This is a genomic window from Mycobacterium sp. DL (assembly GCF_039729195.1).
GTDB lineage: Bacteria > Actinomycetota > Actinomycetes > Mycobacteriales > Mycobacteriaceae > Mycobacterium > Mycobacterium hippocampi_A.
The window spans coordinates 4,282,915-4,305,319 of the sequence record NZ_CP155796.1; the positions used below are offsets into that span (position 1 = coordinate 4,282,915).

Here is a 22,405-nt window from a genome sequence, read left to right on the forward strand (position 1 = left end):
CGGCTAATCGTCGTTCTGCTTCTTGTCCTTCTTGCCGTTTCCATTCCCATTCCCGTTGCCACGGTTTAAGTTCTCGGCAGGCGCCGGGGCCGGAGCGGGTACCGGCGGCGGTGTGCTGGCAGGTGGCGGCGGCGTGGTCGATGCCGAACTGGTTGTGACGGGGTCACGTTCGGGCACGGAGACCGTTGGTGTCATCGGTGATTGGGACGCAGCGACGACGATGACCGCCGTCACGGCCGCGACGACGGCGGCGCCGACACCGGCGAGGATCTTCGTCCGGCGTCCCGCCCTGCGGGGAGGTGGGCTGACGTAGGCGAGCGAGGCCGGTTGATACGGCAGCGGTGTCTCGAGCACCCTGGTGTGCGTCGGCCCCCCGGGAGTCGCCCGCTCCTGGAGAGCCGGTCCATGAAGAGCCGTGAGCATGTCTGCCGTTGAGGCGAACCGGTCTCGGGGTGTCGGCGCCACGGCACGCTCGATGACGGCGGCCAGTTCCGGTTCGGTGTCGGGTCTCAGGAGCGAAACCGGTGGTGGCGTAGCGGTCATGATCGCGTGTGCCAGCGCGCCGGCGTTGTCGTGGCTGAATCGCGGACGACCCGTGAGCGCCTCGTAGCCGACCACACCCACTGCGTACAGGTCGTCTGTGACGGACGCGGGTGCACCGGCGATGCGTTCGGGGCTGAGGTAGGCCATGGTGCCGAGCACCTGGCCGGTCCTGGTGTGGGTGGCCCCCGCATCCATCGCCTTGGCAATCCCGAAGTCGGCGAGCTTGACCGCACCGCCCGATGTGGCATGCAGGATGTTGCCGGGTTTGATGTCGCGGTGCAGAATCCCGGCGCTGTGGGCGGCACCAAGTGCGCCGAGAACGTCGTCGAGAACGCTGCGCACCCGGCCCAACGTCATCGGTCCCCGGGCCATTTCGTCGGCGATCGAAGTGCCCGGCAGTCGTTCCATCACGATGAACGGGACGCCGTCGTGCTCGCCGCTGTCGAAGACGGACACGATGTTGGGGTGGTTGAGCGCCGCGGCGGCGCGTGCCTCGGCGTGGAATCGTGCGCGCATGTCCGGCTGCGCCCCGAGCAACGGATGCAGCAGCTTGACAGCGACAGGCCGACCGAGACGGGTGTCCCATCCGTCCCGGACTTCGGCCATTCCGCCGGCGCCGAGGACGTCGCCCACCCGGAACCGACCGTTGATCAGCACAGCGCATGCACCTCCCGCACTGCCTTCCCCGACCCGACGCGGCGGATTGCCGCTGCGGGGAGATCGTAAACGCGCTCAGCCGTCGCCGGGGGAGGGGGCGCTGGAGTACTCCTCGAGGCAACCCTCGGCGATCGCGTGTTTGACGCTGTCGGCCAACCTGGGGCAGGACCGGGACCTGGCCGGGTCACCGCCGGCCTCGCGGATCTCGGCGAAGTGCGCACATCGCTGGGTGGCCTCGGAGTTCCATTGCACCGCGGTGTGCGCCGGACCCAACTTCTTGACCGAGACGGCGACATGGCAGAAGCGACAGTCGATCGACACCAGCCCGGAGGTCAGGTAGCGCTCACGGTCGCGTCTGGTGGCGTCCTGCACCGCGGCGGCACGGTCGGGGTCGGAGGCGAAATCCGGTGCCTTGCGCCACGAACCGGTGCGCTGATCGTCGGCGACCGACCCGTGGTCGTGGTCGTCGTCGTGTCCCCCGTGCAGCAGCAACATCGACCGGGCCAGCCGATCGACGTCCGGCGGTCGCCGGTCCTGGCTCATGTCAGGAGACCTGAGAGGGGTGCTCCGCGGCTTCCTTGTCGGCGGCCTGGCGCCTGAGGTTCTCCTCGACCTCGACATGCCACTTCTCGTTGGCCGCGGTGGTGTCGACCTCCATCTCGAAGCGGTCGGTCATCTCGGGGGCGACGTCGGCTACGTCGACATAGAACTGCTGGTACCAGCGACGCATTTGGTACACAGCGCCGTCCTCCTCGACCAGCAGCGGGTTGTCGATGCGGGTCTTGTGTTTCCAGATCTCGACGTCCTGCAGGAAGCCCTTGCTGACACCCTCGGTGAACACCCTGGCGAGTTTGTCGGTGGTCTTCTCGTCGAGCCCCTTGGGCTTCTCGACGATCACGCCCCACTGCAGCATGAACGAGTCCTGGCTGACCGGGTAGTGACAGTTGATCAGGATGGACTCCGCCTTGAAGCCGCCGTAGTTGTTGTGCAGCCAGTTGATCATGAACGACGGCCCGAAGTAGGAGGCCTCCGAGTCGAGGTGGGCTTCACCATAGGTGGTGCCCATGTCGTCGATGTCCGGCCGTCCGACGTTGTGCAGGTACTGGCTGGCGATGTGTCCTTCGAAGACGTTCTTGAAGTACGTCGGCAGCCCGTAGTGGATGTAGAAGAAGTGGGCCATATCGGTGACGTTGTCGATGATCTCGCGGCAGTTGGAGCCCTCGATGAGCATCGTGTTCCACCGCCACTCGGTCCACTCGTCGTCGGCGGCCTCGGGGATCTCGGGGATCCGGACCTCCGGCTGCGGTGGGTTGCCCTCATGGTCGTGCCAGACGAACAGCAGGCCTCCGCGCACGTCGGTCTCCCACGAACGGGTCCGGGCCAGCCGCGGCGTGCGTTTTGCGTACGGCACCAGCTTGCACTTACCGTCGCCGCCCCAGCGCCAGTCGTGGAACGGGCAGGCCACCTCGTCCCCCTTGACGGTCCCCTGGGAGAGGTTTCCGCCCATGTGGCGGCAGTAGCCGTCCAGAACCTTGACCTCGCCCTGGGAGTCGGCGAAGACGACGAGCATGGTGCCGAAGATCTCGATGCCGTGCGGCTTGCCGTCGAGGTAGTCCTTGACCGGGCCGAGGCAGTGCCAGCCCCGGGCGTACCGGTCGGGGAGCGCGCCGGTGTCGATCTCGCGGATACCCGCGGTTCCCGCGGATGTGTCAGTACTCACGGTGGGCCTCCCGCTTGTATGGGTCTCGAATTAGAACACGTTACAGTTTTTGTGCCTGTCGGCGCAATCCGATCGGCGTTCACCTGCGGAAATTGTTGCCAACAACACGCACTTGCGGGTGGGTACCCGCTCCGGGCGCCTGGTCCCGACCCGATCTCGCAGGCATATATAGTGGACATCGTGTGCAGTAATTCGGGAGTGACGTCGTGACGGCGCTGACCGCCCGGCAGACGGCCGGGGCGGCAGCCGGTCTGCGGCCGAGGCGCTGGCTCGCCGTTGGCGCCGCGACCTGTGCTATCGCCTGGGGTGGCAACGAGTTCACGCCACTGCTGGTGATGTACCGGTCCAGTGGCGGGTTCTCCCCACTGACGGTCGACCTGCTGCTGTTCGCCTATGTACTCGGCATCGTGCCCGCGTTGCTCATCGGTGGACCCATGTCGGACCGGTTCGGACGCCGCCCCTTGATGCTTCCCGCGCCGGTCCTGGCAGCACTCGGTTCGACGATTCTTGCGCTGGGCGCCGATTCCGCGCTGACGCTTGCGGTGGGACGGGTGTTCAGCGGAATCGCACTCGGGCTGGCGATGGCTGTGGGCGGAAGCTGGATCAAGGAACTGTCCAGCCCTCCGTGGGACGACGGTGATGCCGGGGCCCGGCGCGCGGCGATGAGCCTCACGGCCGGGTTCGGCCTGGGTGCCGGGGTGGCCGGGGTGCTCGCCGAGTGGGCACCCGCCCCCACGGTCCTGGCCTACGCGATCAACATCGTGCTGGCTCTGACGGCCGCCGCGCTGCTGCTGACCGCACCCGAGACCCGGACACCCCGCCGGAATCGTGTTCCAGCAGGGCAACACTCGAGCTTTCGCTTCTGGCCCTCTTTGCAAAGCTCGTGGAATGCCATTTCCACGGACTTTCATCGCCGGTGGTTTCTGGTGGTGGTGCTCCCCGTCGCTCCGTGGGTGTTCGGCGCGGGCGCTTCGGCGTACGCGGTGCTGCCCGCGCTGATGACCGACCGGGTGTCCGGCGCGCCGATCGCGTTCTCGGCGTTGATGTGTGTCGTCACCCTCGGGGTCGGCTTCACCGTCCAACACCTGGGACGACGACTCGGCAACGGAGGTCTGCGCGCGGTGCTGGCCGGTCTGGTGCTGCTCGCCCTCGGCATGGGGTCCGCCGCCTGGGCGGCATCGGTGTTGACGATCTGGGCGGCCCTGGTCGCTGCCGCGATGCTCGGTGCCGGGTACGGGATGGCGCTGCTGGCCGGCCTCCAGGAGATCCAGCGCATCGCCGGGCCCGATGACCTCGCCGGGCTGACCGCGGTCTTCTACAGCCTGAGCTACCTCGGCTTCGCCATGCCCGCGGCGTTGGCTTTTCTGTCGCAGAACTGGGCCGCGTTCACCTATCCGGTGATGTTCGGCTTCGGTGCGCTCGCAGCGGTCGGGTGCCTGGTCGTCGTACTCGTGGGGGCGACGCGCCGACCGGCAATAAGCTGAGCCCGTGGTCGACGGGCAGGACACGAATCGCCGCGGCCGCCCGCGCAGCGAGGCTGTGCGCGGCGCCGTCCTGAAGGCGGCCGCTGACCTCGCGCTGGCCGGCGGGCCCGCCGCGGCGACGGTCGACGCCATCGCCAAACGAGCCGAGGTCAGCCGCACCACGATCTACAAGTGGTGGCCGTCGGCGTCGGCGATCGTGCTGGAGGGCCTGCTCGACTCGGTGCGCGCGTCGATCACCCGCCCGCCGGGCAGCACCTCGGTGCAGGCGATCACCCATCACGTCTGCGCGCTGAACTCGCTACTGGCCGATCCTGCTGTCGGCCCACTGCTGCGCAACGTGATCGGGGCATCCCCCTCGGATCCCGCCATCGAGCGGGCGCTGCTCGAACAGTGGATCGTCCCGCGCCGCGCCGCGGTCGCCGCCACGATGCGCGAAGCCGTCGGCAGCGGCGAACTGCCTGCCGACGTCGACGTCGAGGTGGCCGTCGACGCCCTGGTGTCACCGCCGTACTACCGGCTGGTGTTCGGGATGGCACCGCTCGACGACGACGCGGTCGTGCGACTGGTACACACGGTGTGGCACGGCTGCCGGACGCCGATCTAGCCGGAATTGCATTCCAACAGAGATTTCTCGAGAAACGGCCTGCTGGAATGCAATTCCGGCACAGAGGACCGTCACCCGGTGAGGAGTTGTTCGCTGAGCTCCCAGAGCCGCCGCGCCGAGTGCCCGTTGATGGCGTGGGGCGCCACCTCGGCCGGGATGTCCAGGTCGGGACTGTTGGTCATCGGTCGGTCCTCGGCGTCCACGGGGGAGACGTCGCTGTCCTTCAGGTAAACCCCACCGATATCCGCCAACAGCGGACTGGCCGCGGCGAAGACGATGGTGGCCGCTCCCTGCGCGGCGGTCTTGCGGCCGTGCTCGGGAATGATGAGCGGCTGTCCCGCCTCGTCTATCAGACCCATCGCCCGAAGCGCGTCCTCGCCGACCGAGCCGTTGAGGTTCGTGCCGACCACCACTCCAGGGTGCGGGGCGTAGCCCCGGATGCCGTCGCCGGACCACCGACGGTCCAGCTCCACGGCAAACAGGACATTGGCCGTCTTCGACTGTGCGTACGCGGTCCCTGCGTCGTATCCGGTGACAAAATGCACGTCCTCCCAATGGATGTCGGACAGCCGGTGGGCGCCGGAGGTCACGCTGACCACCCGGGAGCCCCCTGCGGCCCGCAGCGCCGGGTACAGATCCACTGCCAGCTGGAAATGGCCGAGGTGATTCGTCACGAACTGGGCTTCGTAACCGCGACCGTCGACTATCCGTTGGGCAGGTGGGGTCATTCCTGCGCAGTTGACCAGGATGTGCACCGGTCGGCCGGTGTCGAGCCACCCGGTGGCGAAGTCGGCGATCGAGGTCGGATCGAGCAGGTCCAGCCGGCCGACCTCGACACGGTCGTAACCGCCGACCGCGGCCGCCGCGCGAGCGGGGTCTCGAGCGCCGACGAGAACCGAGGCACCGGCTCTGCTCAAGGCGCGCGTCGTCTGCAGGCCGATGCCCGAGTGTCCACCGGTCACCACCGCGTTGAGGCCCTCCAGGCTGATGCCGTCGAGGACCTCGTCCGCCGTGGCGGCCGCGGAAAATCCCGACCCCAGTGGATGCTGGTTGTTGTGCAAGGTCTCAGGGGACATGCTTACCCTCCTCGATGTCGGGACGACGGATAACCGGAACATTGTTCCGTAACGATATGGAACCTAGTTCCGGTTAGTCAAGGGAAGGGCGAATGGGCGATCGGTCAGCGGCAGGTGACGCCGATCCGCCGCGTCGGGTGCGGGCTGACGCCCAGCGCAACATCGAGGCGGTGGTCGACGCCGCCACGGCGGTGTTCGCCGAATCCGGCGTCGACGCGCCGGTCCGGGAGATCGCCTCGCGAGCGGGCGTCGGCGTCGGGACGCTCTACCGGCACTTCCCGCAACGCTCCGATCTCATCGTCGCGGTGTTCCAGAAGGAGATCGATGCGTGTGCCGGCGCGGCCGACCGCCTCGGGACCACCTACGAACCGGACGAAGCGCTGGCGAGGTGGCTGCGCCGCTATACGACGCTGATCGCCACCAAGCGAGGGTTGGCTGCCGCGTTGCACTCTGGCGATTCGGCGTTCGACTCGCTGCCCGGCTACTTCGATCAACGCATGGAACCTGCGCTGAGATCGCTGCTCGATGCCGCGGCGACAGCAGGCAAGATTCGCGCCGACGTCGCGCCGGGCGATCTCCTCCGTGCGGTGGGCAACCTGTGCATGCCTGCCGACGCCGAGTCGTCGGGTCACGCCGACCGGATGGTGAACCTGCTCCTCGACGGCCTGCGTTACCGGTCCGCCGGCGACTAGCTGTCCTGCCAGCCAGAGTGGATGTAGGTGTCGGCGAACCGTTTCAGTGAGTCCTTCTTCTTCTCGATCGGGGCGTCGAAGCCCAGGCCGTCGAAGACCCACGGGATGACGATGTTGTCGGTGACGCCCGCCTCGGCCAGTTCGCGGTGGCCGTCGACGCCGAACTTGTCGATGCACACCGCCTGGAACTCGAACGGCTGCTCCGCTCTTCCGAACTCGGCGCGCAGCGCATTGATCTTCCCGATCGTCTCGGCCAGCTGGTCGCGGGTCATCATCGCGCTGGTCCAGCCGTCACCCACCCGCGCTGCGCGCTTGAGTGCGACGTCGGTGTGCCCGCCGACATAAAACGGCACGGGTGCACTCGGTGCCGGGCCCATCTGCAGTCGGTCGAAATCGTAGAAATCGCCGTGGAATTCCACCATGCCGCCACCCAGGACGAGTTTGATCACCTCGATCATCTCGTCGACCCGCTTACCGCGCTTGGCATAGGGCACTCCGCACCATTCGAATTCCTCAGGTGCCCAGCCGATCCCGACGCCGAACCCGAACCGGTTCCCGGTCAGGTTCGCCACCGAGCCCACCTGTCTTGCCAGTAGCAACGGGTTGCGGGAACCGAGCTTCATCACATTGGTGTAGAAGCGCAGCGTGGAGGTCACCGCACCCATCGCACCCGCGGCGATCAGCGGGTCGACCCACGGGGTGTCCTCGTTCCACATCCGGGAGCCGTCCGGTGTGTACGGATAGTCGGCGGCCTGCTTCTCCATGTAGAACAGCGAGTCGGGCAGCGCGATGTTGTCGAAGCCGACTTCCTCTGCGGTCCTGGCGATCTCGACGAGTTGGTCGACCGGACCCATGGCGACGCTGCAGGTGTACTGCATCATGAGGCGGCGACGGGCTTATCGACTGGCTTGTCGGCTCCGACGACCCACATCGAGTAGTACTGCGCGCCACCGCCGTAGGCGTGGCCGAGCGCCTTCCGTGCGCCCTCGACCTGGTGCTCGCCGCCCTTGCCCATCACCTGGATGGCCGACTCCGCGAAGCGGATCATGCCCGAGGCGCCGATCGGGTTCGACGACAGCACTCCGCCCGACGGGTTGAACGGAATGCGGCCGTCCATCGCGGTCTCCCCGGACTCGGTGAGCTTCCAGCCCTCGCCCTCCGGTGCAAACCCGAGGCTCTCCAACCACATCGGCTCGTACCAGGAGAACGGGACGTACACCTCCGCGACGTCGATCTCGTCGATGGGGCTGGTGATCCCGGCCGCCTTCCACAGCGCCGCCGCTGCATCGCGGCTCGCCTGCGGGTTGACCTGATCTCGGCCCGAGTAGGCCAAGGGTTCGGTGCGCAGTGCTGTCGCGTGGATCCACGCGACGGGATGGCCGTCCGCGACCCGGGCGTCGGCACTCTGTTCGTCGCCGATGACCATCGCGGCCGCCCCGTCCGACGAGGGACATGTCTCGTCGTAGCGGATGGGGTCCCACAGCATCGGGGACTCCATCACCTTCTCCAGCGTGATGTCGGGCTGATGCAGATGTGCCAGTGGATTCCGGGTGCCGTTGAGTCGGTCCTTCACCGCCACCATCGCGCCGATGTGCGTCGGCGCACCGGAGCGGCGGATGTAGGCGCGAATGTGCGGTGCGAAGTAGCCACCCGCGCCGGCGCCGACGGGTTTGGTGAACGGCACCGGAATGCTCAGCGCCCACATCGCATTGGATTCGGACTGTTTCTCCCACGCCATCGTCAGCACGCGGCGGTACTTGCCGGACTGGACCAGGCTGGCGGCCACGATCGCCGTCGAGCCACCCACGGAACCGGCGGTGTGCACCCGGATCAGCGGCTTGCCGGTCGCGCCGGTGGCGTCGGCCATGAACAACTCGGGCATCATCACGCCCTCGAAGAAGTCGGGGGCCTTGCCCACCACGACCGCATCGATGTCGGCCATCGTGACGCCGGCGTCGACCAGGGCGCGATCGATGGCCTCGCGCACCAGGCCGTTCATCGACACGTCCTTGCGCTTGGCGACGTATTTCGTCTGGCCGGTGCCCAGAACTGCAGCGAGCTTCTTGCTCATGGCTACTTCCCCTCCAGCACGGCGACCAGGTTCTGTTGCAGCACAGGCCCGCTGGTGGCATGAGCCAGAACGCGGGAAGCGTTGCCCTCGAAGATGTGTCGGGCGGCGAAGCCGATCCGCTCCAGACCCGCAGAGAACATCGGGTTGGCGGCGAGCACTCCGCCGGATGGGTTGATCCGGGTGGATCCGTTGAGCCCGATCGCCTCTTTGAGGATCAGCTGCTGATGGCTGAACGGGGCATAGATCTCGGCGATCTCGATGGAGGAGGCGTCCCCACCGGTGGCGGCGCGCGCCGAGGCCGCCGTGGACGGTGACGTCGTCAGGTCGCGGGCGCCGAGTACGGGCGTTTCGATCCGGTGCTCGATCCCGGTGATCCAGGCCGGGCGCTCCCGCAACTCGCGGGCGCGGTCTCCGGAGGCCAGCACGATCGCCGAGGCGCCATCGGTGATCGGCGCGATGTCGTGGCGGCGCAACGGATCTGCGAAATACGGCCGTTCCAGCAGTTCCTCGATGCTGCTTGCCGGTTCCACCGAGTCCGTCCGCGGGGCGGCCGCCATGGCGTCGAGCGCCACCTGGGCCATCTGCTCGGCGGTCCACTTACCCGAGTCCAGCCCGAACCGGGCCTGCAGGCCGGCCATGCTGACCGAGTCGGGCCACAGCGGGGCGACGGTGTAGGGATCGGTCTGCAGCGCCAGAACCCGGCGCAGAATGCCCGCCGAGGACTTGCCGAAGCCGTACACCAGTGCGGTGTCGATCTCACCGGTCAGCAGCTTGATGTAGGCCTCGTACAGGGCCCAGGCTGCGTCCATCTCCACGTGAGACTCGTTGATCGGTGGCACCGCACCGATGGAGTCGATGGCGGAGATGAACGAGAATGCCCGGCCGGCAAGGTAATCCGACGAACCCGAGCACCAGAAGCCGATGTCGGTCTGTTTGAGTCCCAGCTCGGCGTAGATCTCTGCGAAACACGGCATCAACATCTCGACGCCATTGGTGGTCCCGTCGGTGCGTCGCACATGTGGTGCGTGCGCGAACCCGACGACGGCAACTTCTTCTCCCAAAGCCATGAGTCTCGTGTCCCTTTACAGGTGCTTCTTGTAGGTGTCGTAGTCGGCGTCGGGCTCACCCGTCGGCCGGAAGTACTCGATGTTGTCGATACCGAGACCCCACTCTTCGCGGGGTTTCCACACGGCTTTCACCCGCATTCCCATCCGGACCTCGTCGGCGGCGATATCCGCGACAAGGTGCAGCACCGGGATGTCCGCGCCGTCGAGCAGCACGTAGGCCGCGACGTAGGGCGGCTTGATCCGCTGCCCGGCGAAGGGGATGTTGATGATCGCGAACGTCGTGACCGTGCCCGCGTCGGAGAGCTCGATGAACTCGTCGAGCTGCTGGCCCGTCGCCGGATCCGCTTCCCGCGCAGGGAAGTACACCTTGCCGCCAGCGCCTGTCCGGCCACCCAGGAGCTTGCCGTTCTCCAGCGCGCGCAGGAAGGCGCTCTCCGGACGCGACGCCGTGTGCTGGATCTCGATGCTGCTCGGCGAGACCTGGAGGGTCACCGGGTCGAGTCCTTCCGCCGGGGGAGGGACGTCCTCTTCCTCGTCGCCGAGGGCGAAGTACGCGATGTCGGTGATCGCACCGACCGTCTCGTCCGCCCAGTGCGCATGCACCCGCGCGCCGGTGCTGATGGCATCCGATGAACCCGCATCGACGGCGTGCAGCATGGGGGTGTCGGCCCCGTCGAGCAGGATCAGCGCCCAGGCGAACGGACGATCCAGTGGCTGACCCTCCAGTGGCTCGGACTGCCACGTCCACGACAGCACCGTGCCGACGGCGGCCACCGGGACGACCTCGGTCAGGGCTTCGTAGGTGACGGGGTCATACTCAGCGGGCGGAACGTGGACGCGGCCATCCGACCCGCGCACCCCGACAATGCGTCGCTCGCGCAGAGCGGTGAAGAACTCGCCGAGGAGTGGTCCTACTGAACGGGTGTAGTCGAATGACAGCCTCAGTGGCGCCGAAAGTGGCGGCTCATGGGGATCGATCTGCACCGGGCTGCTTTGGCTGGTGGTCACGGCATCGAGTAGAACAGGTTCTAAGTTTGGTTTCAAGGAGCGGGCCGGGCGGCCCGAAAGGACGGGTGCTGTGAAGCTGGGTCTTCAGTTGGGATATTGGGGTGCGCAGCCGCCCACCAACCACGCGGAACTGGTCGCCACGGCCGAGGAGGTCGGCTTCGACACCGTGTTCACCGCCGAGGCGTGGGGCTCGGATGCCTATACGCCGCTGGCGTGGTGGGGACGCGAGACGACGCGGATGCGGTTGGGCACCTCGGTGATCCAACTCTCCGCCCGCACCCCGACCGCGTGCGCGATGGCGGCGCTGACGCTGGACCATCTGTCCGGCGGTCGCCACATCCTCGGTCTCGGCGTGTCCGGGCCGCAGGTCGTCGAGGGCTGGTACGGGCAGAAGTTCCCCAAGCCGCTGGCCCGCACCCGCGAGTACGTCGACATCCTTCGTCAGGTGTGGGCCCGGGAAGCCCCGGTCCACAGCGACGGCCCGCACTATCCGCTGCCGCTGACCGGCGAGGGCACCACCGGCCTGGGTAAGAACCTCAAACCGATCACGCATCCGCGGCGCGCCGACATCCCGGTGATGCTCGGCGCCGAGGGGCCCAAGAACGTCGCCCTCGCGGCCGAGATCTGTGACGGCTGGCTGCCGATCTTCTACTCGCCGCGCATCGCGGGGATGTACAACGAGTGGCTCGACGAGGGTTTCGCGCGTCCGGGTGCGCGGCGTACCCGGGAGACGTTCGAGATCTGCGCGACCGCGCAGGTCGTCGTCACCGACGATCGCCCGGCGGTCATGGAGATGATGAAGCCGCATCTTGCGCTCTACATGGGCGGGATGGGCGCCGAGGACACCAACTTCCACGCCGATGTCTACCGCCGGATGGGCTATTCCGAGGTCGTCGACGACGTCACCAAGCTCTTCCGCAACGACCGCAAAGACGAGGCAGCCACGGTCATCCCCGACGAGTTGGTCGACGATTCCGCGATCGTGGGCGATCTTGCCTACGTACAGGAGCAGATCAAGGCGTGGGAGGCGGCGGGCGTCACCATGATGGTGGTGGGTGCCCGCTCGTCCGACCAGATCCGCGATCTTGCGGGTCTTGTGTAGACAGTTCTTGCAGGGTGTCTAGAACACGTTCTAGATTGACGGTGTGACCGACCTCTCGCAACACACCATTGCCGGCTCCGTTCTCACCATGCCGGTCCAGGTGCGCACCGCCTATCAGCACACCGCGATGTTCGTCGTCGACGCCGACGCGGCGCAGCGGATGGTCGACCACAGCGGCCTGCAGGTGTGTCGGTTCGCCAGAGGGCGCGCGTTGGTGGTGTTGATGCTGATGCGCTACGAGGACACCGACCTCGGCCAGTACTACGAGTACGGCACCAACGTGATGGTCAATCCTCCGGGGTCTACCGCGAGTGGGTTGTCTGCGCTGCAGTCGGCCGGGGCATTCGTCCACCACCTTCCCGTCGACCAGTCCTTCACGCTGGAGGCCGGCCGGACGATCTGGGGCTACCCGAAGGTGCTGGCCGATTTCACCATCCGAAAGGGCCGTTCGTTCGGGTTCGACGTGAGCATCGACGGAAAGCTGGCCGTGAGCATGGAATTCCAGCCCGGCCTGCCGGTGCCGTCGACCTTCACGTCGAGCAGGCAGGTGCACAACACGTACTCGCATCTGGACGGCGTCACCCGCGAAACCGCCGGCGAGATGCTGCTCACCGGGGTGCGCTACCGGCCCGGCGGGGTGAAGCTCCGTCTCGGCGACCACCCCTACGCGGCCGAACTGGCCTCGCTGGGTCTGCCCAAACGCGCGCTGATGTCCAGTTCGGCTGCCAACGTGGACATGACCTTCGCCAACGCCCGCGTGATTTCCCAGTGAGCATCAACCCCAGGAGTGTTATGACGTCCACGTCCCCGTCTGTCGAAGCCGGTCTCGGTGCCCATCCGGATGTCGACCTCGCTGACGGCCGCTTCTACGCTGACGGCCCCGCGGCACGCGAGGCCTACACGTGGATGCGGGCCAACCAGCCCGTGTTCCGGGACCGCAACGGCCTGGCCGCGGCCACCAGCCACCAGGCGGTGCTCGACGCCGAACGCAACCCGGAACTGTTCTCCAGTGCAGGCGGTATCCGCCCGGATCAGCCCGGCATGCCCTACATGATCGACATGGACGATCCGGCACACCTGTTGCGGCGCAAGCTCGTCAACGCCGGCTTCACCCGTAAGCGAGTGATGGACAGGCTGTCGTCGATCGAGACGCTGTGCGACACCCTGATCGACGCCGTGTGCGAACGCGGTGAATGCGACTTCGTCCGTGACATCGCCGCACCGCTGCCCATGGCGGTGATCGGGGACATGCTGGGCGTCATACCCGACGAGCGCGACATGCTGCTGAAGTGGTCCGATGACCTCGTGGGCGGGCTCAGCTCGCACGTCGACGAGCAGACGGTGCAGAAGCTGATGGACACCTTCGCCGCGTACACCGCGTTCACGATGGAGGTGATCGCCAAGCGGCGCGCCGAGCCGACCGACGACCTGTTCTCCGTTCTGGTGAACTCGGAGGTCGAGGGGCAGCGGATGTCCGACGACGAGATCGTCTTCGAGACGCTGCTGATCCTGATCGGCGGCGACGAGACCACCCGACACACGCTCTCCGGCGGTACCGAGCAGCTGCTGCGGCACCGCGACCAGTGGGACGCGCTGGTCGCGGATCCTGACAAGCTGCCGGGCGCCATCGAGGAGATGCTGCGCTGGACCTCTCCGGTGAAGAACATGTGCAGGGTGCTCACCGACGACACCGAGTTCCACGGAACCGAGCTGCGCAAGGACGAGAAGATCATGCTGATGTTCGAGTCGGCCAACTTCGACGAGAGCGTCTTCGGCGATCCCGAGAACTTCCGGATCGACCGGAATCCGAACAACCACTTGGCGTTCGGATTCGGCACCCACTTCTGTCTGGGCAATCAGCTGGCCCGTCTCGAGCTGTCCCGGATGACCACCAAGGTGCTCCAGCGGCTGCCCGACCTGCGACTGGCCGAGGGCGCGGATGTGCCGCTGCGACCGGCCAACTTCGTCAGCGGTCCCGAGGCCATGCCGGTGGTGTTCACGCCGACGGCGCGGGTGCTGGACTGACCTTCCGCCGAAACGGTATTCCACGCGGTTTCGAGGCCACATGGGCCGCGTGGAATACAGTTTCGGCGGAGTTCTACTTCATCTGGAAGTTCGGGGCGCGCTTCTCCTTGAAGGCCCGCGGGCCCTCCTTGGCGTCGTCGGACAGGAACACCGGGATGCCGTTGGCGGTGTCGGGCTTGAACGCGTCCAACTCGTGCATGCCCTCGGCCTCGCGGATGGTCTTCAGGATGGCCTGCACGGCCAGCGGACCGTTGTTGTTGATCACGTCGGCGATCTCGAGGGCCTTCTCCAGCGCCGTGCCGTCGGGCACCACATAGCCGATCAACCCGTACTGCAGGGCCTCGGCCGCTGTGATGTGACGGCCGGTCAGCAACAGGTCGCAGGCGATCGTGTACGGGATCTGGCGGGGCAGTCGCACCGCGGACCCGCCCATCGGGTACAGGCTCCACTTGGCTTCGGAGATGCCGAACTTCGCGCTCTCTCCGGCGACGCGGATATCGGTGCCCTGCAGGATCTCGGTGCCGCCGGCGATCGCGGGACCCTCGACGGCCGCGATCAGCGGCTTGGTCAGACGCCGGCCCTTCAGCAGACCCTCGATCTTGGTCGGGTCGAAGGCGCCGCTCTTGAACGAGTCCCCGGGCGGCGCCTTGGTGGCGGTCTTGAGGTCCATGCCCGCGCAGAAGTAGCCACCGGCGCCGGTCAGGATGCAGGTGCGGATCTCGGGATCCTCGTCGACGCGGTTCCACGCATCGACCATTATCGAGAGCATCTCAGTGGAAAGTGCGTTGCGCGCCTCGGGCCGGTTCAGCGTCAGGATCAACGTGTGTCCGCGCTGCTCAATGAGGGCGTCGGGGCCCTTCTGGGGTTCCGCCACGAGTATCCGCCTTCCAGCGTCGGTGCCACAGACTTGTCTGGAAATGTAACACGTTCTAGTTTAGAGCTGTGGCCCTGAATATCGCGGATCTTGCCGAACACTGCATCGACGCTGTGCCCGATCGCATCGCCCTCATCGGTGGCGACGAACAGTTGACCTACGCCCAGTTGGAGGAGAAGGCCAACCGGCTGGCCCACTACCTCATCGACCAGGGCGTCAAGAAGGACGACAAGGTCGGCCTGTACTGCCGCAACCGCATCGAGATCGTCATCGCGATGCTCGGCATCGTCAAAGCCGGTGCCATCCTGGTCAACGTCAACTTCCGCTACGTCGAGGGTGAGCTCAAGTACCTCTTCGACAACTCCGACATGGTGGCGTTGGTGCACGAGCGCCGGTACGCCGACCGGGTGGCCAACGTGCTGCCCGAGACACCGAACGTCAAGACCATCCTCGTCGTCGAGGACGGCACAGAAGACTCAGCCGGCGATTTCCTTCAATACGGCGGCGTCGAGTTCTACTCGGCCCTCGAGCAGGGTTCGCCTGAGCGCGACTTCGGCCCGCGCAGCGAGGACGACATCTACCTGCTGTACACCGGCGGCACCACCGGTTTCCCCAAGGGCGTGATGTGGCGCCACGAGGACATCTACCGGGTGTTGTTCGGCGGCACCGACTTTGCCACCGGCGAGCCGATCGCCGACGAGTACGACCTGGCCAAGCAGGCTGCCGCCAGCGGGCCGATGGTCCGGTATCCGATCCCGCCGATGATCCACGGCGCCACCCAGTCCGCCACCTGGATGTCGTTGTTCTCCGGCCAGACCGTGGTGCTGGTGCCCGAGTTCGACGCCGACGAGGTCTGGCGCACCATCGCCACGCACAAGGTGAACCTGCTGTTCTTCACCGGTGACGCGATGGCGCGGCCGCTGCTGGATGCGCTACTGGCCCATCAGGACGCCGGAAACGAATACGACCTGTCGTCGCTGTTCCTGCTCGCGAGCACCGCGGCACTGTTCTCCACCAGCATCAAAGAGAAGTTCCTCGAACTGCTGCCCAACCGGATCATCACCGACTCCATCGGGTCCTCGGAGACCGGCTTCGGCGGCACCAGCATCGTGGCCAAAGGGCAGTCGCACACCGGTGGTCCCCGCGTCACGATCGACAAGAACACCGTCGTCCTCGACGAGGACGGCAACGAGGTGGTTCCGGGTTCGGGTGTGCGCGGCATCATCGCCAAGCGCGGCCACATCCCGGTGGGCTATTTCAAGGACGAGAAGAAGACCGCCGAGACCTTCAAGACGATCAACGGTGTGCGGTATGCGATCCCGGGTGACTACGCCGAGGTCGAGGCCGACGGCAGCGTGACGATGCTGGGCCGCGGTTCGGTGTCGATCAACAGCGGCGGGGAGAAGATCTACCCCGAAGAAGTCGAAGCCGCGCTCAAGGGCCACCCCGATGTGTTCGACGCGCTCGTCGTCGGTGTGCCGGACCCGCGCTTCGGTCAGCATGTCGCCGCGGTAGTGCATCCCAGGGAAGGCGTGCGGCCGACGCTCGCCGAGCTGGATGCCTTCGTGCGCAAGGAGATCGCCGGCTACAAGGTGCCGCGCAGTCTCTGGTACGTCGACGAGGTCAAGCGTTCGCCCGCCGGCAAGCCCGACTACCGCTGGGCCAAGGACACCACCGAAGAGCGGCCGGCCGACGATGTGCACGCCAAACACGCTGGGGTGAAATAGGAAATGAGAACCGAACTCTGCGAGCGCTTCGGCATCGAGTACCCGATCTTCGTCTTCACGCCGTCGGAGAAGGTGGCCGCGGCGGTCACCAAGGCCGGCGGGTTGGGTGTGCTGGGCTGCGTCCGCTTCAACGATGCCGACGACCTCGAGAACGTCCTGCAGTGGATGGATGCCAACACCGACGGTAAGCCGTACGGCGTCGACATCGTGATGCCGGCCAAGGTGCCCACCGAGGGCACCAGCGTCGACATCAACAAGCTCATCCCGCAGACGCACCGCGACTTCGTCGAGAAGACTCTCGCCGACCTCGGGGTACCGCCGCTGCCCGACGACGAAGCGAAGTCCGAAGGTGTTCTCGGATGGCTGCATTCGGTGGCGCGCAGCCACGTCGAGGTGGCGCTGCGGCATCCCATCAAGCTGATCGCCAACGCGCTGGGCTCACCGCCCAAGGACGTCATCGACCAGGCCCACGAGGCAGGCGTCCCGGTGGCCGCTCTGGCGGGCTCGGCCAAACACGCACTGCGCCATGTCGAGAACGGCGTGGACATCGTCGTCGCGCAGGGCCACGAGGCCGGTGGGCACACCGGCGAGATCGGGTCGATGGTCCTGTGGCCGGAGATCGTCGACGCGGTCGCCGGCAGGGCGTCGGTGCTCGCCGCAGGCGGCATCGGTACCGGTCGTCAGGTCGCCGCTGCGCTCGCGCTCGGAACTCAGGGTGTGTGGATGGGGTCGGCATTCCTGACCGCGGCCGAGTACGACCTCGGGGTGCGCACCGCGGGCGGCGCATCGGTGATCCAGGAGGCCATGCTCGCCGCGACATCCAGCGACACGGTGCGCCGGCGGATCTACACCGGAAAGCCTGCGCGGCTGCTGAAGTCGCGCTGGACCGAAGCCTGGGACGCCGAGGGCGCACCCGAGCCGCTGCCGATGCCGCTGCAGAACATCCTGGTCAGCGAGGCCCATCAGCGGATGAACGAGGCGAAGGACCCGAGCGCCGTCGCCATGCCGGTGGGTCAGATCGTCGGCCGGATGAACGAGATCCGTCCGGTCGCCGACATCGTCGCCGAACTGGCCAGCGGCTTCGAGGAAGCAACCAAGCGGCTTGACGGCATCCGCGAGGATTAGTCCGGCAGCAGCTCGAAATCGGTTCGGGTGGAAGCGATTCCGTTGACCCGGATGTCGACGGCGTGTAACCCCGGGTAGTAACGCCGGGTGGTGATGGGCCGCAGCGAGTGTTCCTTGGTGATCGTGACCCGTTCGCCCGGGGCCAGCGTCCGGGTGGTCAGCTTGAACACCTTCGCCGCCTGGCCGCCGTTGGCCTTGCGGTGGTGGACGGCGTAGTCGATCGCCAACCGTGCGGGCTCGTCACCATCGTTGCCGATGGTGGCCGAGAACCTGAGACGCCCGCCGAAGGGCACTGTCGCCTCCTCCAGCACGGGTCCGTCGATCGCGACGGTGACCGAGGGGAACCCGAGCAATTCCAGCGCGACCGGGTGCCCGCGCTTGACCAGGGTGCGAAGCCCGTGGCGTACCACCGCGGGTGTGCTGCCGTCGGGCGTCGGGGCCGCGAGCCAGCGCCGCGCGGTGTCGACCACGAGGTCGGCATGCTCACGGCTGAGGTCGTTGAGGTGGTTGGCCACCGAACGGCGCACCACGGGATCGGGGTCGCGGTAGAGCGCGTCGAGGATCGAGATCGTGGCGGCGGTCCTGGCGCCGAGTTGCGGAACCCGAACCGCCCACGGCAGGTACGGCCGGGTCCCCTCGGAGGCCAATCTGCGGATCGCCGCATCGGGCGAGGTGGTCCACGCCGCGATGATCTCCAGCGCACGATCGGGGTCATGACGCAGAAGGGTCCGGATGGCGAACTCAGCGGTCAACCGTCCGGTCAGATCAGCCAGCAGAGCCATCGCGTCATCGAAGGCCCGGTGACCGCCGTCCAGCACAGCCCGGTCGGCGACCGCGGTCGACACCGGCCAGATCATCCAGCCACTGAACGGCGCCGTACCGTCCCGAGCCGAACGCACCACCGCGGCCAGCGTCGCGAAGTCACCAGGGACATCGGCCAGCAGCGCATCACGGAGCAGGTCGGCACGCCCGCGCAACGGCAGCGGCCCCAGCCCGGTGGCCGCGGTCCGCAGGGCGGTCAGGGGGTTTGCCGGGGCGGCCGCCTCGATGGCCACCACGAGAGCCGTTGCGGTGCTTTCATTGATCAGTTCCTCGGCCAACGGCATGCAGCGATGCTAGCCACCGGGTCCGACGCGTCGGCGTAGGTTGGCTGCTGTGAACGGTGCACATGCTCTGCTGAGCACGCTGGTCGCCAATGGCGTGGACACGTGCTTCGCCAACCCGGGCACCTCGGAGATGCACTTCGTGGCCGCACTGGACGGGGTCCCGCAGATGCGTGGTGTCCTGGCCCTGTTCGAGGGGGTGGCCACCGGAGCCGCCGACGGGTACGCGCGGATGGCCGGCAAGCCGGCGGCGGTGCTCCTGCACCTGGGGCCCGGCCTGGGCAACGGCCTGGCGAACCTGCACAACGCCCGTCGGGCGCACACCCCGATGGTCGTCGTCGTCGGCGATCACGCGACGTATCACAAGGCCTACGACGCCCCGTTGGAATCCGATATCGATGCGGTGGCCGGCACCGTGTCCGGGTGGGTGCGCCGCACGATGCGCACCGCCGACCTCGCCGCCGACGCCTGCGATGCGATCACCGCCAGCCGGGCCGGTCTGGTGTCGACGTTGATCCTGCCCGCCGACGTGTCCTGGAACGACGGTGGTCGCACCGCCCCCGCCGCCACGCTGCCCACCGTGCCGACCGTGACCGACGACGCGCTCCGTGCTGCGGCCGACACGCTGCGCTCCGGCGCTCCGACGGTCATCCTGGTCGGCGGCGACGCGACCCGGAAACCGGGGCTGGCGGCGGCATCTCGGGTGGCTGAGGCGACAGGTGCGCGGCTGCTGTGCGAAACCTTCCCGGCGCGTCTGGAGCGGGGAGCGGGAGTACCCGCCATCGAGCGGTTGGCGTACTTCGCCGAGGCGGCTCAAGAGCAGCTGGAAGGGGTGGCACACCTGATCCTGGCCGGCGCGACCTCGCCGGTGTCGTTCTTCGCCTATCCCGGCAAGCCCAGCGACCTGGTGCCCGACGGTTGCGACGTGCACGTGCTCGCCGAATATGCCGGCGCCGCAGCTGCACTCGAGCAGCTCGCCGACGAGCTGGCGCCTGGCGCCACCGCCGTGAGTGCCGCGGCGGTGCGGCCTGACCGGCCCACCGGCGACCTCAATGCGTTCGCCGCCGCAGCGGTGATCGGCGCGCTGCTGCCCGAGGCCGCGATCATCGTCGACGAATCCAACACCGGCGGCGTGGGACTCGCGACATCGACGGCGGGCGCGCCGGCCCATGACGTGTTGACGTTGACCGGTGGCGCGATCGGCTACGGGATCCCCGCGGCAGTGGGTGCCGCGATCGCCGCTCCGGATCGGCCGGTGCTGTCGCTGCAGGCCGACGGTTCGGCGATGTACACCATCGCCGGGTTGTGGACCCAGGCCCGGGAGAATCTCGACGTCACGACGGTGATCTTCAACAACGGCGCCTACGACATCCTGCGGATCGAGTTGCAGCGTGTCGGCGCGGTGAGCGCGCAACCACCGGGCCCCCGGGCGTTGGAGCTGCTCGATCTCGGAGGTCCGGCAATCGATTTCGTCAAGATCGCCCAAGGCATGGGCGTTCCCGCCCGGCGGGCCACCACCGCTGATGAGTTGGCGGCCGCGCTCATCGAAGCCCTGACCGAGCCGGGGCCGCATCTGATCGACGCAGTGGTCGGGTCGCTCGCCGGCTGACCGGCCGTCCGCTCAGGGCGTGATGACGGTGTCGTCGTCGATGATGTTCGTAGCGGTGGCGACGATGTCCATCTGACTCTCCAGGCCGTCGGCATTGAGCTGCAACACGTACACCGCGTCGCTGCGCGGGATCACGACGGTCTTCTGCGCGATGATCTTCGCCAGGCCGTCCTGCTCCCAGGTGCCACCGAGTTGGAATGCCGGGAAGCCGCTGAGTGTGCTCTCCCGGCCGTTGCTCATCGGGCTCCAGCCGGGCAGGTTGGTCAATTCGCCCGGCGCGTGGTCGAGGATCGCCTGCGGATCCACATCGCCGTCGAGCCTGGACACCAGCGCGACGATGCTCGGCGTGTACTCCTCGGCCCCGGGTCCGTCGTAATAGATGGCGCCGTAGGCCCATTCGGGAGTCTCGGGGCCGGCGTCCTGCCAGCCTTCCGGGAAGGGCAGGTCGATGAACGGCGCGTTCGGATCGCCCGGACTGACCGGGGTCTCCTGGATGCCGTTGGCAACGATGTAGTCGGCGATCGTCGGGGCCGGACCTTCCGGGGCCTCCTCCCGCGGGGCGATCCTGGCGGTCGACGGTGCGGCCGCCGCACTGGTGGTGGTCGTCTCCGACGTGGAGGTCTCCGACGACTCCGATGCCGTGGTGCCCGAACCGGTCGTGGTGGTCGAACCGCAGCCCGTGGCGAGGACTGCCAGAGCTGTGGCGAGCGCGGCGGTCCGAGTGACGGCCGAGAGCTTCATGGCTGAACTCCTGTCGGGATGACATTCGGGTGTTCAGCGAAGCCTAGATCAAGATCAGGAATTTGCTGTATGGGTACTTGTACTCAACTTCGGCTGCGGGCGGCCAGGTTCTCGGCGACCTCCTGCTGCCACAGATCGTTGGCGTGGGTGGTGTCGACCTCCTGCTCGAAGCGGTCGGTCATGTCGGCGGTGACATCGGCGGCGTCGACGTAGAACTGCTCGTACCACCGGCGGTGCTGGTAGACCGGCCCGTCCTCCTCGGTGAGCAACGGATTGTCGATGCGGGTCTTGTTCTTCCAGATCTCGACGTCGTCGAGGAAACCTTCGCCGAAGCTGCGGTTCATCGTCGCGGCGAGCTTGGCGGCCTTGTCGGCGGGCAACCCGGGCATCTCCTGGACGGCGACGCCCCACTGCAGCACGAACGAGCTGTGGCTGACCGGATAGTGGCAGTTGATCAGGGCCACTTCGACGGTGAACCCCGGAGCGAGATCGTTGTGCAGCCAGTTGATCATGTAGGCCGGTCCGAAATAGGTAGCCTCCGACCGCAGATAGGTTCCCTCCCAGAGCTTCTCGAAGTTGGGCGTGAAGTCGGGCCGGGGCTTGGACTCCATGAACTGGCTCGCGGTGTGGCCCTCGATGACGTTCTTGAAGTACGTCGGGTAGGCCTTGTGGATGTAGAAGAAGTGCGCCATGTCGACGTTGTTGTCCACGATCTCGCGGCAGTGCGACCCCTCGATGAGGATCGAGCTCCACTGCCACGGCGACCACCGGCCCTCGTCGAATCCCTCGATCGTCGGCGGGGTCAGTTCCGCTGGGGGAGTGGAGCCCTCGGGATCGTGCCAGACCAGCAACTGGCCGTTCACCTCGGTGGTCGACCACGCCCTGGTGCGGGCCAGCCGCGGGGTGCGTTTCGCATACGGAACCAGGGTGCACTTGCCGTCGCCGCCCCAGCGCCAGTCGTGGAACGGGCACGCCACCTGGTCACCCTTGACAGAACCCTGGGACAGATCGCCGCCCATGTGCCGGCAGTACCCGTCGAGAACTTTCAGGGCGCCGTCGGAGTCGGCGAAGACGACCAGCTTGGTGTCGAACGCGTTGATGCCGTGCGGTTGACCGTCCCGGAATGTGTCGGCCAACCCGAGGCAGTGCCAGCCGCGGGCGAAGCGCGTCATCGCCG

General features: G+C 67.2%; 21 protein-coding genes. 9 read left to right on the top strand and 12 right to left on the bottom strand.

Translation table 11 applies throughout. The features are described from left to right. Nucleotides 1-3 precede the first annotated feature (3 nt). From ABDC78_RS20435 to ABDC78_RS20445, 3 genes are all read right to left on the bottom strand, one after another. On the bottom strand, nucleotides 4-1,200 hold the full coding sequence (locus ABDC78_RS20435) for a serine/threonine-protein kinase (RefSeq protein ID WP_347133170.1): 1,197 nt from the start codon (nucleotides 1,198-1,200) through the stop codon (nucleotides 4-6). Between the two features lie 75 nt (nucleotides 1,201-1,275). After that, on the bottom strand, nucleotides 1,276-1,743 hold the full coding sequence (locus ABDC78_RS20440; protein ID WP_178361681.1) for a hypothetical protein: 468 nt from the start codon (nucleotides 1,741-1,743) through the stop codon (nucleotides 1,276-1,278). A 1-nt stretch (nucleotide 1,744) separates the two neighbouring features. After that, nucleotides 1,745-2,920 carry a 3-ketosteroid-9-alpha-hydroxylase subunit A gene (locus ABDC78_RS20445; RefSeq protein WP_178361682.1) on the bottom strand — a complete coding sequence of 392 codons (1,176 nt, stop codon included), beginning with the start codon at nucleotides 2,918-2,920 and terminating at the stop codon, nucleotides 1,745-1,747. Between the two features lie 251 nt (nucleotides 2,921-3,171). Between ABDC78_RS20445 and ABDC78_RS20450 the strand changes: the two genes are divergently transcribed. Both ABDC78_RS20450 and ABDC78_RS20455 read left to right on the top strand, forming a co-directional pair. After that, nucleotides 3,172-4,404: an MFS transporter gene (locus ABDC78_RS20450; RefSeq protein WP_256736461.1), complete on the top strand. Its 1,233-nt coding sequence runs from the start codon at nucleotides 3,172-3,174 to the stop codon at nucleotides 4,402-4,404. A 4-nt stretch (nucleotides 4,405-4,408) separates the two neighbouring features. Beyond that, nucleotides 4,409-5,008, top strand: a complete 600-nt coding sequence (locus tag ABDC78_RS20455; protein WP_178361683.1) for a TetR/AcrR family transcriptional regulator — start codon at nucleotides 4,409-4,411, stop codon at nucleotides 5,006-5,008. A 71-nt stretch (nucleotides 5,009-5,079) separates the two neighbouring features. Here the strand turns inward: ABDC78_RS20455 and ABDC78_RS20460 are convergent, their stop codons facing one another. After that, nucleotides 5,080-6,084, bottom strand: a complete 1,005-nt coding sequence (locus ABDC78_RS20460; protein WP_178361684.1) for an SDR family NAD(P)-dependent oxidoreductase — start codon at nucleotides 6,082-6,084, stop codon at nucleotides 5,080-5,082. Nucleotides 6,085-6,176: 92 nt separating this feature from the next. Between ABDC78_RS20460 and ABDC78_RS20465 the strand changes: the two genes are divergently transcribed. Continuing rightward, entirely contained in the window at nucleotides 6,177-6,776 is a 600-nt protein-coding gene (locus tag ABDC78_RS20465; protein ID WP_178361685.1) for a TetR/AcrR family transcriptional regulator, read from the top strand. Here the strand turns inward: ABDC78_RS20465 and ABDC78_RS20470 are convergent. The 4 genes from ABDC78_RS20470 to ABDC78_RS20485 are packed head-to-tail and all read right to left on the bottom strand — an operon-like array spanning nucleotide 6,773 to nucleotide 10,922. Beyond that, nucleotides 6,773-7,654 (bottom strand): TIGR03619 family F420-dependent LLM class oxidoreductase, encoded by an 882-nt coding sequence (locus tag ABDC78_RS20470; protein ID WP_178361950.1) that lies wholly within the window; start codon nucleotides 7,652-7,654, stop codon nucleotides 6,773-6,775. The two genes, ABDC78_RS20465 and ABDC78_RS20470, sit on opposite strands and share 4 nt — an antisense overlap. Then, nucleotides 7,654-8,847, bottom strand: coding sequence for a thiolase domain-containing protein (locus tag ABDC78_RS20475; RefSeq protein ID WP_178361686.1), 1,194 nt, complete (start codon nucleotides 8,845-8,847; stop codon nucleotides 7,654-7,656). Before ABDC78_RS20475 ends, ABDC78_RS20470 begins: the two co-directional genes overlap by 1 nt. Before the next feature lie 2 nt (nucleotides 8,848-8,849). After that, nucleotides 8,850-9,914, bottom strand: coding sequence for a thiolase domain-containing protein (locus ABDC78_RS20480; RefSeq protein ID WP_178361687.1), 1,065 nt, complete (start codon nucleotides 9,912-9,914; stop codon nucleotides 8,850-8,852). Nucleotides 9,915-9,929: 15 nt separating this feature from the next. Further along, nucleotides 9,930-10,922 (bottom strand): OB-fold nucleic acid binding domain-containing protein, encoded by a 993-nt coding sequence (locus tag ABDC78_RS20485; protein ID WP_178361688.1) that lies wholly within the window; start codon nucleotides 10,920-10,922, stop codon nucleotides 9,930-9,932. Between the two features lie 70 nt (nucleotides 10,923-10,992). On the opposite strand from ABDC78_RS20485, the gene ABDC78_RS20490 reads away from it, so the two are divergent. The 3 genes from ABDC78_RS20490 (at nucleotide 10,993) to ABDC78_RS20500 (ending at nucleotide 14,049) form a co-directional block, all read left to right on the top strand. Further along, nucleotides 10,993-12,024 carry an LLM class F420-dependent oxidoreductase gene (locus tag ABDC78_RS20490; protein ID WP_178361689.1) on the top strand — a complete coding sequence of 344 codons (1,032 nt, stop codon included), beginning with the start codon at nucleotides 10,993-10,995 and terminating at the stop codon, nucleotides 12,022-12,024. Between the two features lie 88 nt (nucleotides 12,025-12,112). After that, nucleotides 12,113-12,796 carry an acetoacetate decarboxylase family protein gene (locus tag ABDC78_RS20495; protein ID WP_178361951.1) on the top strand — a complete coding sequence of 228 codons (684 nt, stop codon included), beginning with the start codon at nucleotides 12,113-12,115 and terminating at the stop codon, nucleotides 12,794-12,796. A 20-nt stretch (nucleotides 12,797-12,816) separates the two neighbouring features. Beyond that, nucleotides 12,817-14,049, top strand: coding sequence for a cytochrome P450 (locus ABDC78_RS20500; RefSeq protein WP_178361690.1), 1,233 nt, complete (start codon nucleotides 12,817-12,819; stop codon nucleotides 14,047-14,049). Nucleotides 14,050-14,122: 73 nt separating this feature from the next. Here the strand turns inward: ABDC78_RS20500 and ABDC78_RS20505 are convergent, their stop codons facing one another. Beyond that, nucleotides 14,123-14,923, bottom strand: coding sequence for a crotonase/enoyl-CoA hydratase family protein (locus ABDC78_RS20505; RefSeq protein ID WP_178361691.1), 801 nt, complete (start codon nucleotides 14,921-14,923; stop codon nucleotides 14,123-14,125). Nucleotides 14,924-14,991: 68 nt separating this feature from the next. Here ABDC78_RS20505 and ABDC78_RS20510 point away from each other — a divergent pair, with 68 nt between their 5' ends. Further along, the gene (locus ABDC78_RS20510) at nucleotides 14,992-16,650 is read left to right on the top strand and encodes an acyl-CoA synthetase (protein WP_178361692.1); all 1,659 of its coding nucleotides are present in this window, start codon (nucleotides 14,992-14,994) and stop codon (nucleotides 16,648-16,650) included. A gap of 3 nt (nucleotides 16,651-16,653) precedes the next feature. Then, nucleotides 16,654-17,775, top strand: a complete 1,122-nt coding sequence (locus ABDC78_RS20515; RefSeq protein ID WP_178361693.1) for a nitronate monooxygenase family protein — start codon at nucleotides 16,654-16,656, stop codon at nucleotides 17,773-17,775. On the opposite strand, the gene ABDC78_RS20520 is transcribed toward ABDC78_RS20515, so the two are convergent. Next, nucleotides 17,772-18,881: a DNA alkylation repair protein gene (locus ABDC78_RS20520; protein ID WP_178361694.1), complete on the bottom strand. Its 1,110-nt coding sequence runs from the start codon at nucleotides 18,879-18,881 to the stop codon at nucleotides 17,772-17,774. The two genes, ABDC78_RS20515 and ABDC78_RS20520, sit on opposite strands and share 4 nt — an antisense overlap. Nucleotides 18,882-18,930: 49 nt before the next feature. Here ABDC78_RS20520 and ABDC78_RS20525 point away from each other — a divergent pair, with 49 nt between their 5' ends. Beyond that, on the top strand, nucleotides 18,931-20,487 hold the full coding sequence (locus ABDC78_RS20525) for an acetolactate synthase large subunit (protein WP_178361695.1): 1,557 nt from the start codon (nucleotides 18,931-18,933) through the stop codon (nucleotides 20,485-20,487). A 12-nt stretch (nucleotides 20,488-20,499) separates the two neighbouring features. Here ABDC78_RS20525 and ABDC78_RS20530 read toward each other — a convergent pair whose 3' ends face one another. Together ABDC78_RS20530 and ABDC78_RS20535 are read right to left on the bottom strand one after the other, a co-directional pair. Next, nucleotides 20,500-21,228, bottom strand: coding sequence for an LpqN/LpqT family lipoprotein (locus ABDC78_RS20530; protein WP_178361696.1), 729 nt, complete (start codon nucleotides 21,226-21,228; stop codon nucleotides 20,500-20,502). 83 nt (nucleotides 21,229-21,311) lie between these two features. Continuing rightward, a complete protein-coding gene (locus ABDC78_RS20535) occupies nucleotides 21,312-22,400 on the bottom strand; it encodes a Rieske 2Fe-2S domain-containing protein (RefSeq protein ID WP_178361952.1) in 1,089 nt (362 codons plus the stop codon). Nucleotides 22,401-22,405 lie beyond the last annotated feature (5 nt).

Coding starts and splice junctions, on each gene's coding strand:
- ABDC78_RS20475 (WP_178361686.1), bottom strand. CDS start 8,847: ATGAGCAAGAAGCTCGCTGCAGTTCTGGGCACCGGCCAGACGAAATAC.
- ABDC78_RS20470 (WP_178361950.1), bottom strand. CDS start 7,654: ATGCAGTACACCTGCAGCGTCGCCATGGGTCCGGTCGACCAACTCGTC.
- ABDC78_RS20440 (WP_178361681.1), bottom strand. CDS start 1,743: ATGAGCCAGGACCGGCGACCGCCGGACGTCGATCGGCTGGCCCGGTCG.
- ABDC78_RS20480 (WP_178361687.1), bottom strand. CDS start 9,914: ATGGCTTTGGGAGAAGAAGTTGCCGTCGTCGGGTTCGCGCACGCACCA.
- ABDC78_RS20495 (WP_178361951.1), top strand. CDS start 12,113: ATGCCGGTCCAGGTGCGCACCGCCTATCAGCACACCGCGATGTTCGTC.
- ABDC78_RS20530 (WP_178361696.1), bottom strand. CDS start 21,228: ATGAAGCTCTCGGCCGTCACTCGGACCGCCGCGCTCGCCACAGCTCTG.
- ABDC78_RS20460 (WP_178361684.1), bottom strand. CDS start 6,084: ATGTCCCCTGAGACCTTGCACAACAACCAGCATCCACTGGGGTCGGGA.
- ABDC78_RS20520 (WP_178361694.1), bottom strand. CDS start 18,881: ATGCCGTTGGCCGAGGAACTGATCAATGAAAGCACCGCAACGGCTCTC.
- ABDC78_RS20515 (WP_178361693.1), top strand. CDS start 16,654: ATGAGAACCGAACTCTGCGAGCGCTTCGGCATCGAGTACCCGATCTTC.
- ABDC78_RS20535 (WP_178361952.1), bottom strand. CDS start 22,400: ATGACGCGCTTCGCCCGCGGCTGGCACTGCCTCGGGTTGGCCGACACA.
- ABDC78_RS20465 (WP_178361685.1), top strand. CDS start 6,177: ATGGGCGATCGGTCAGCGGCAGGTGACGCCGATCCGCCGCGTCGGGTG.
- ABDC78_RS20500 (WP_178361690.1), top strand. CDS start 12,817: ATGACGTCCACGTCCCCGTCTGTCGAAGCCGGTCTCGGTGCCCATCCG.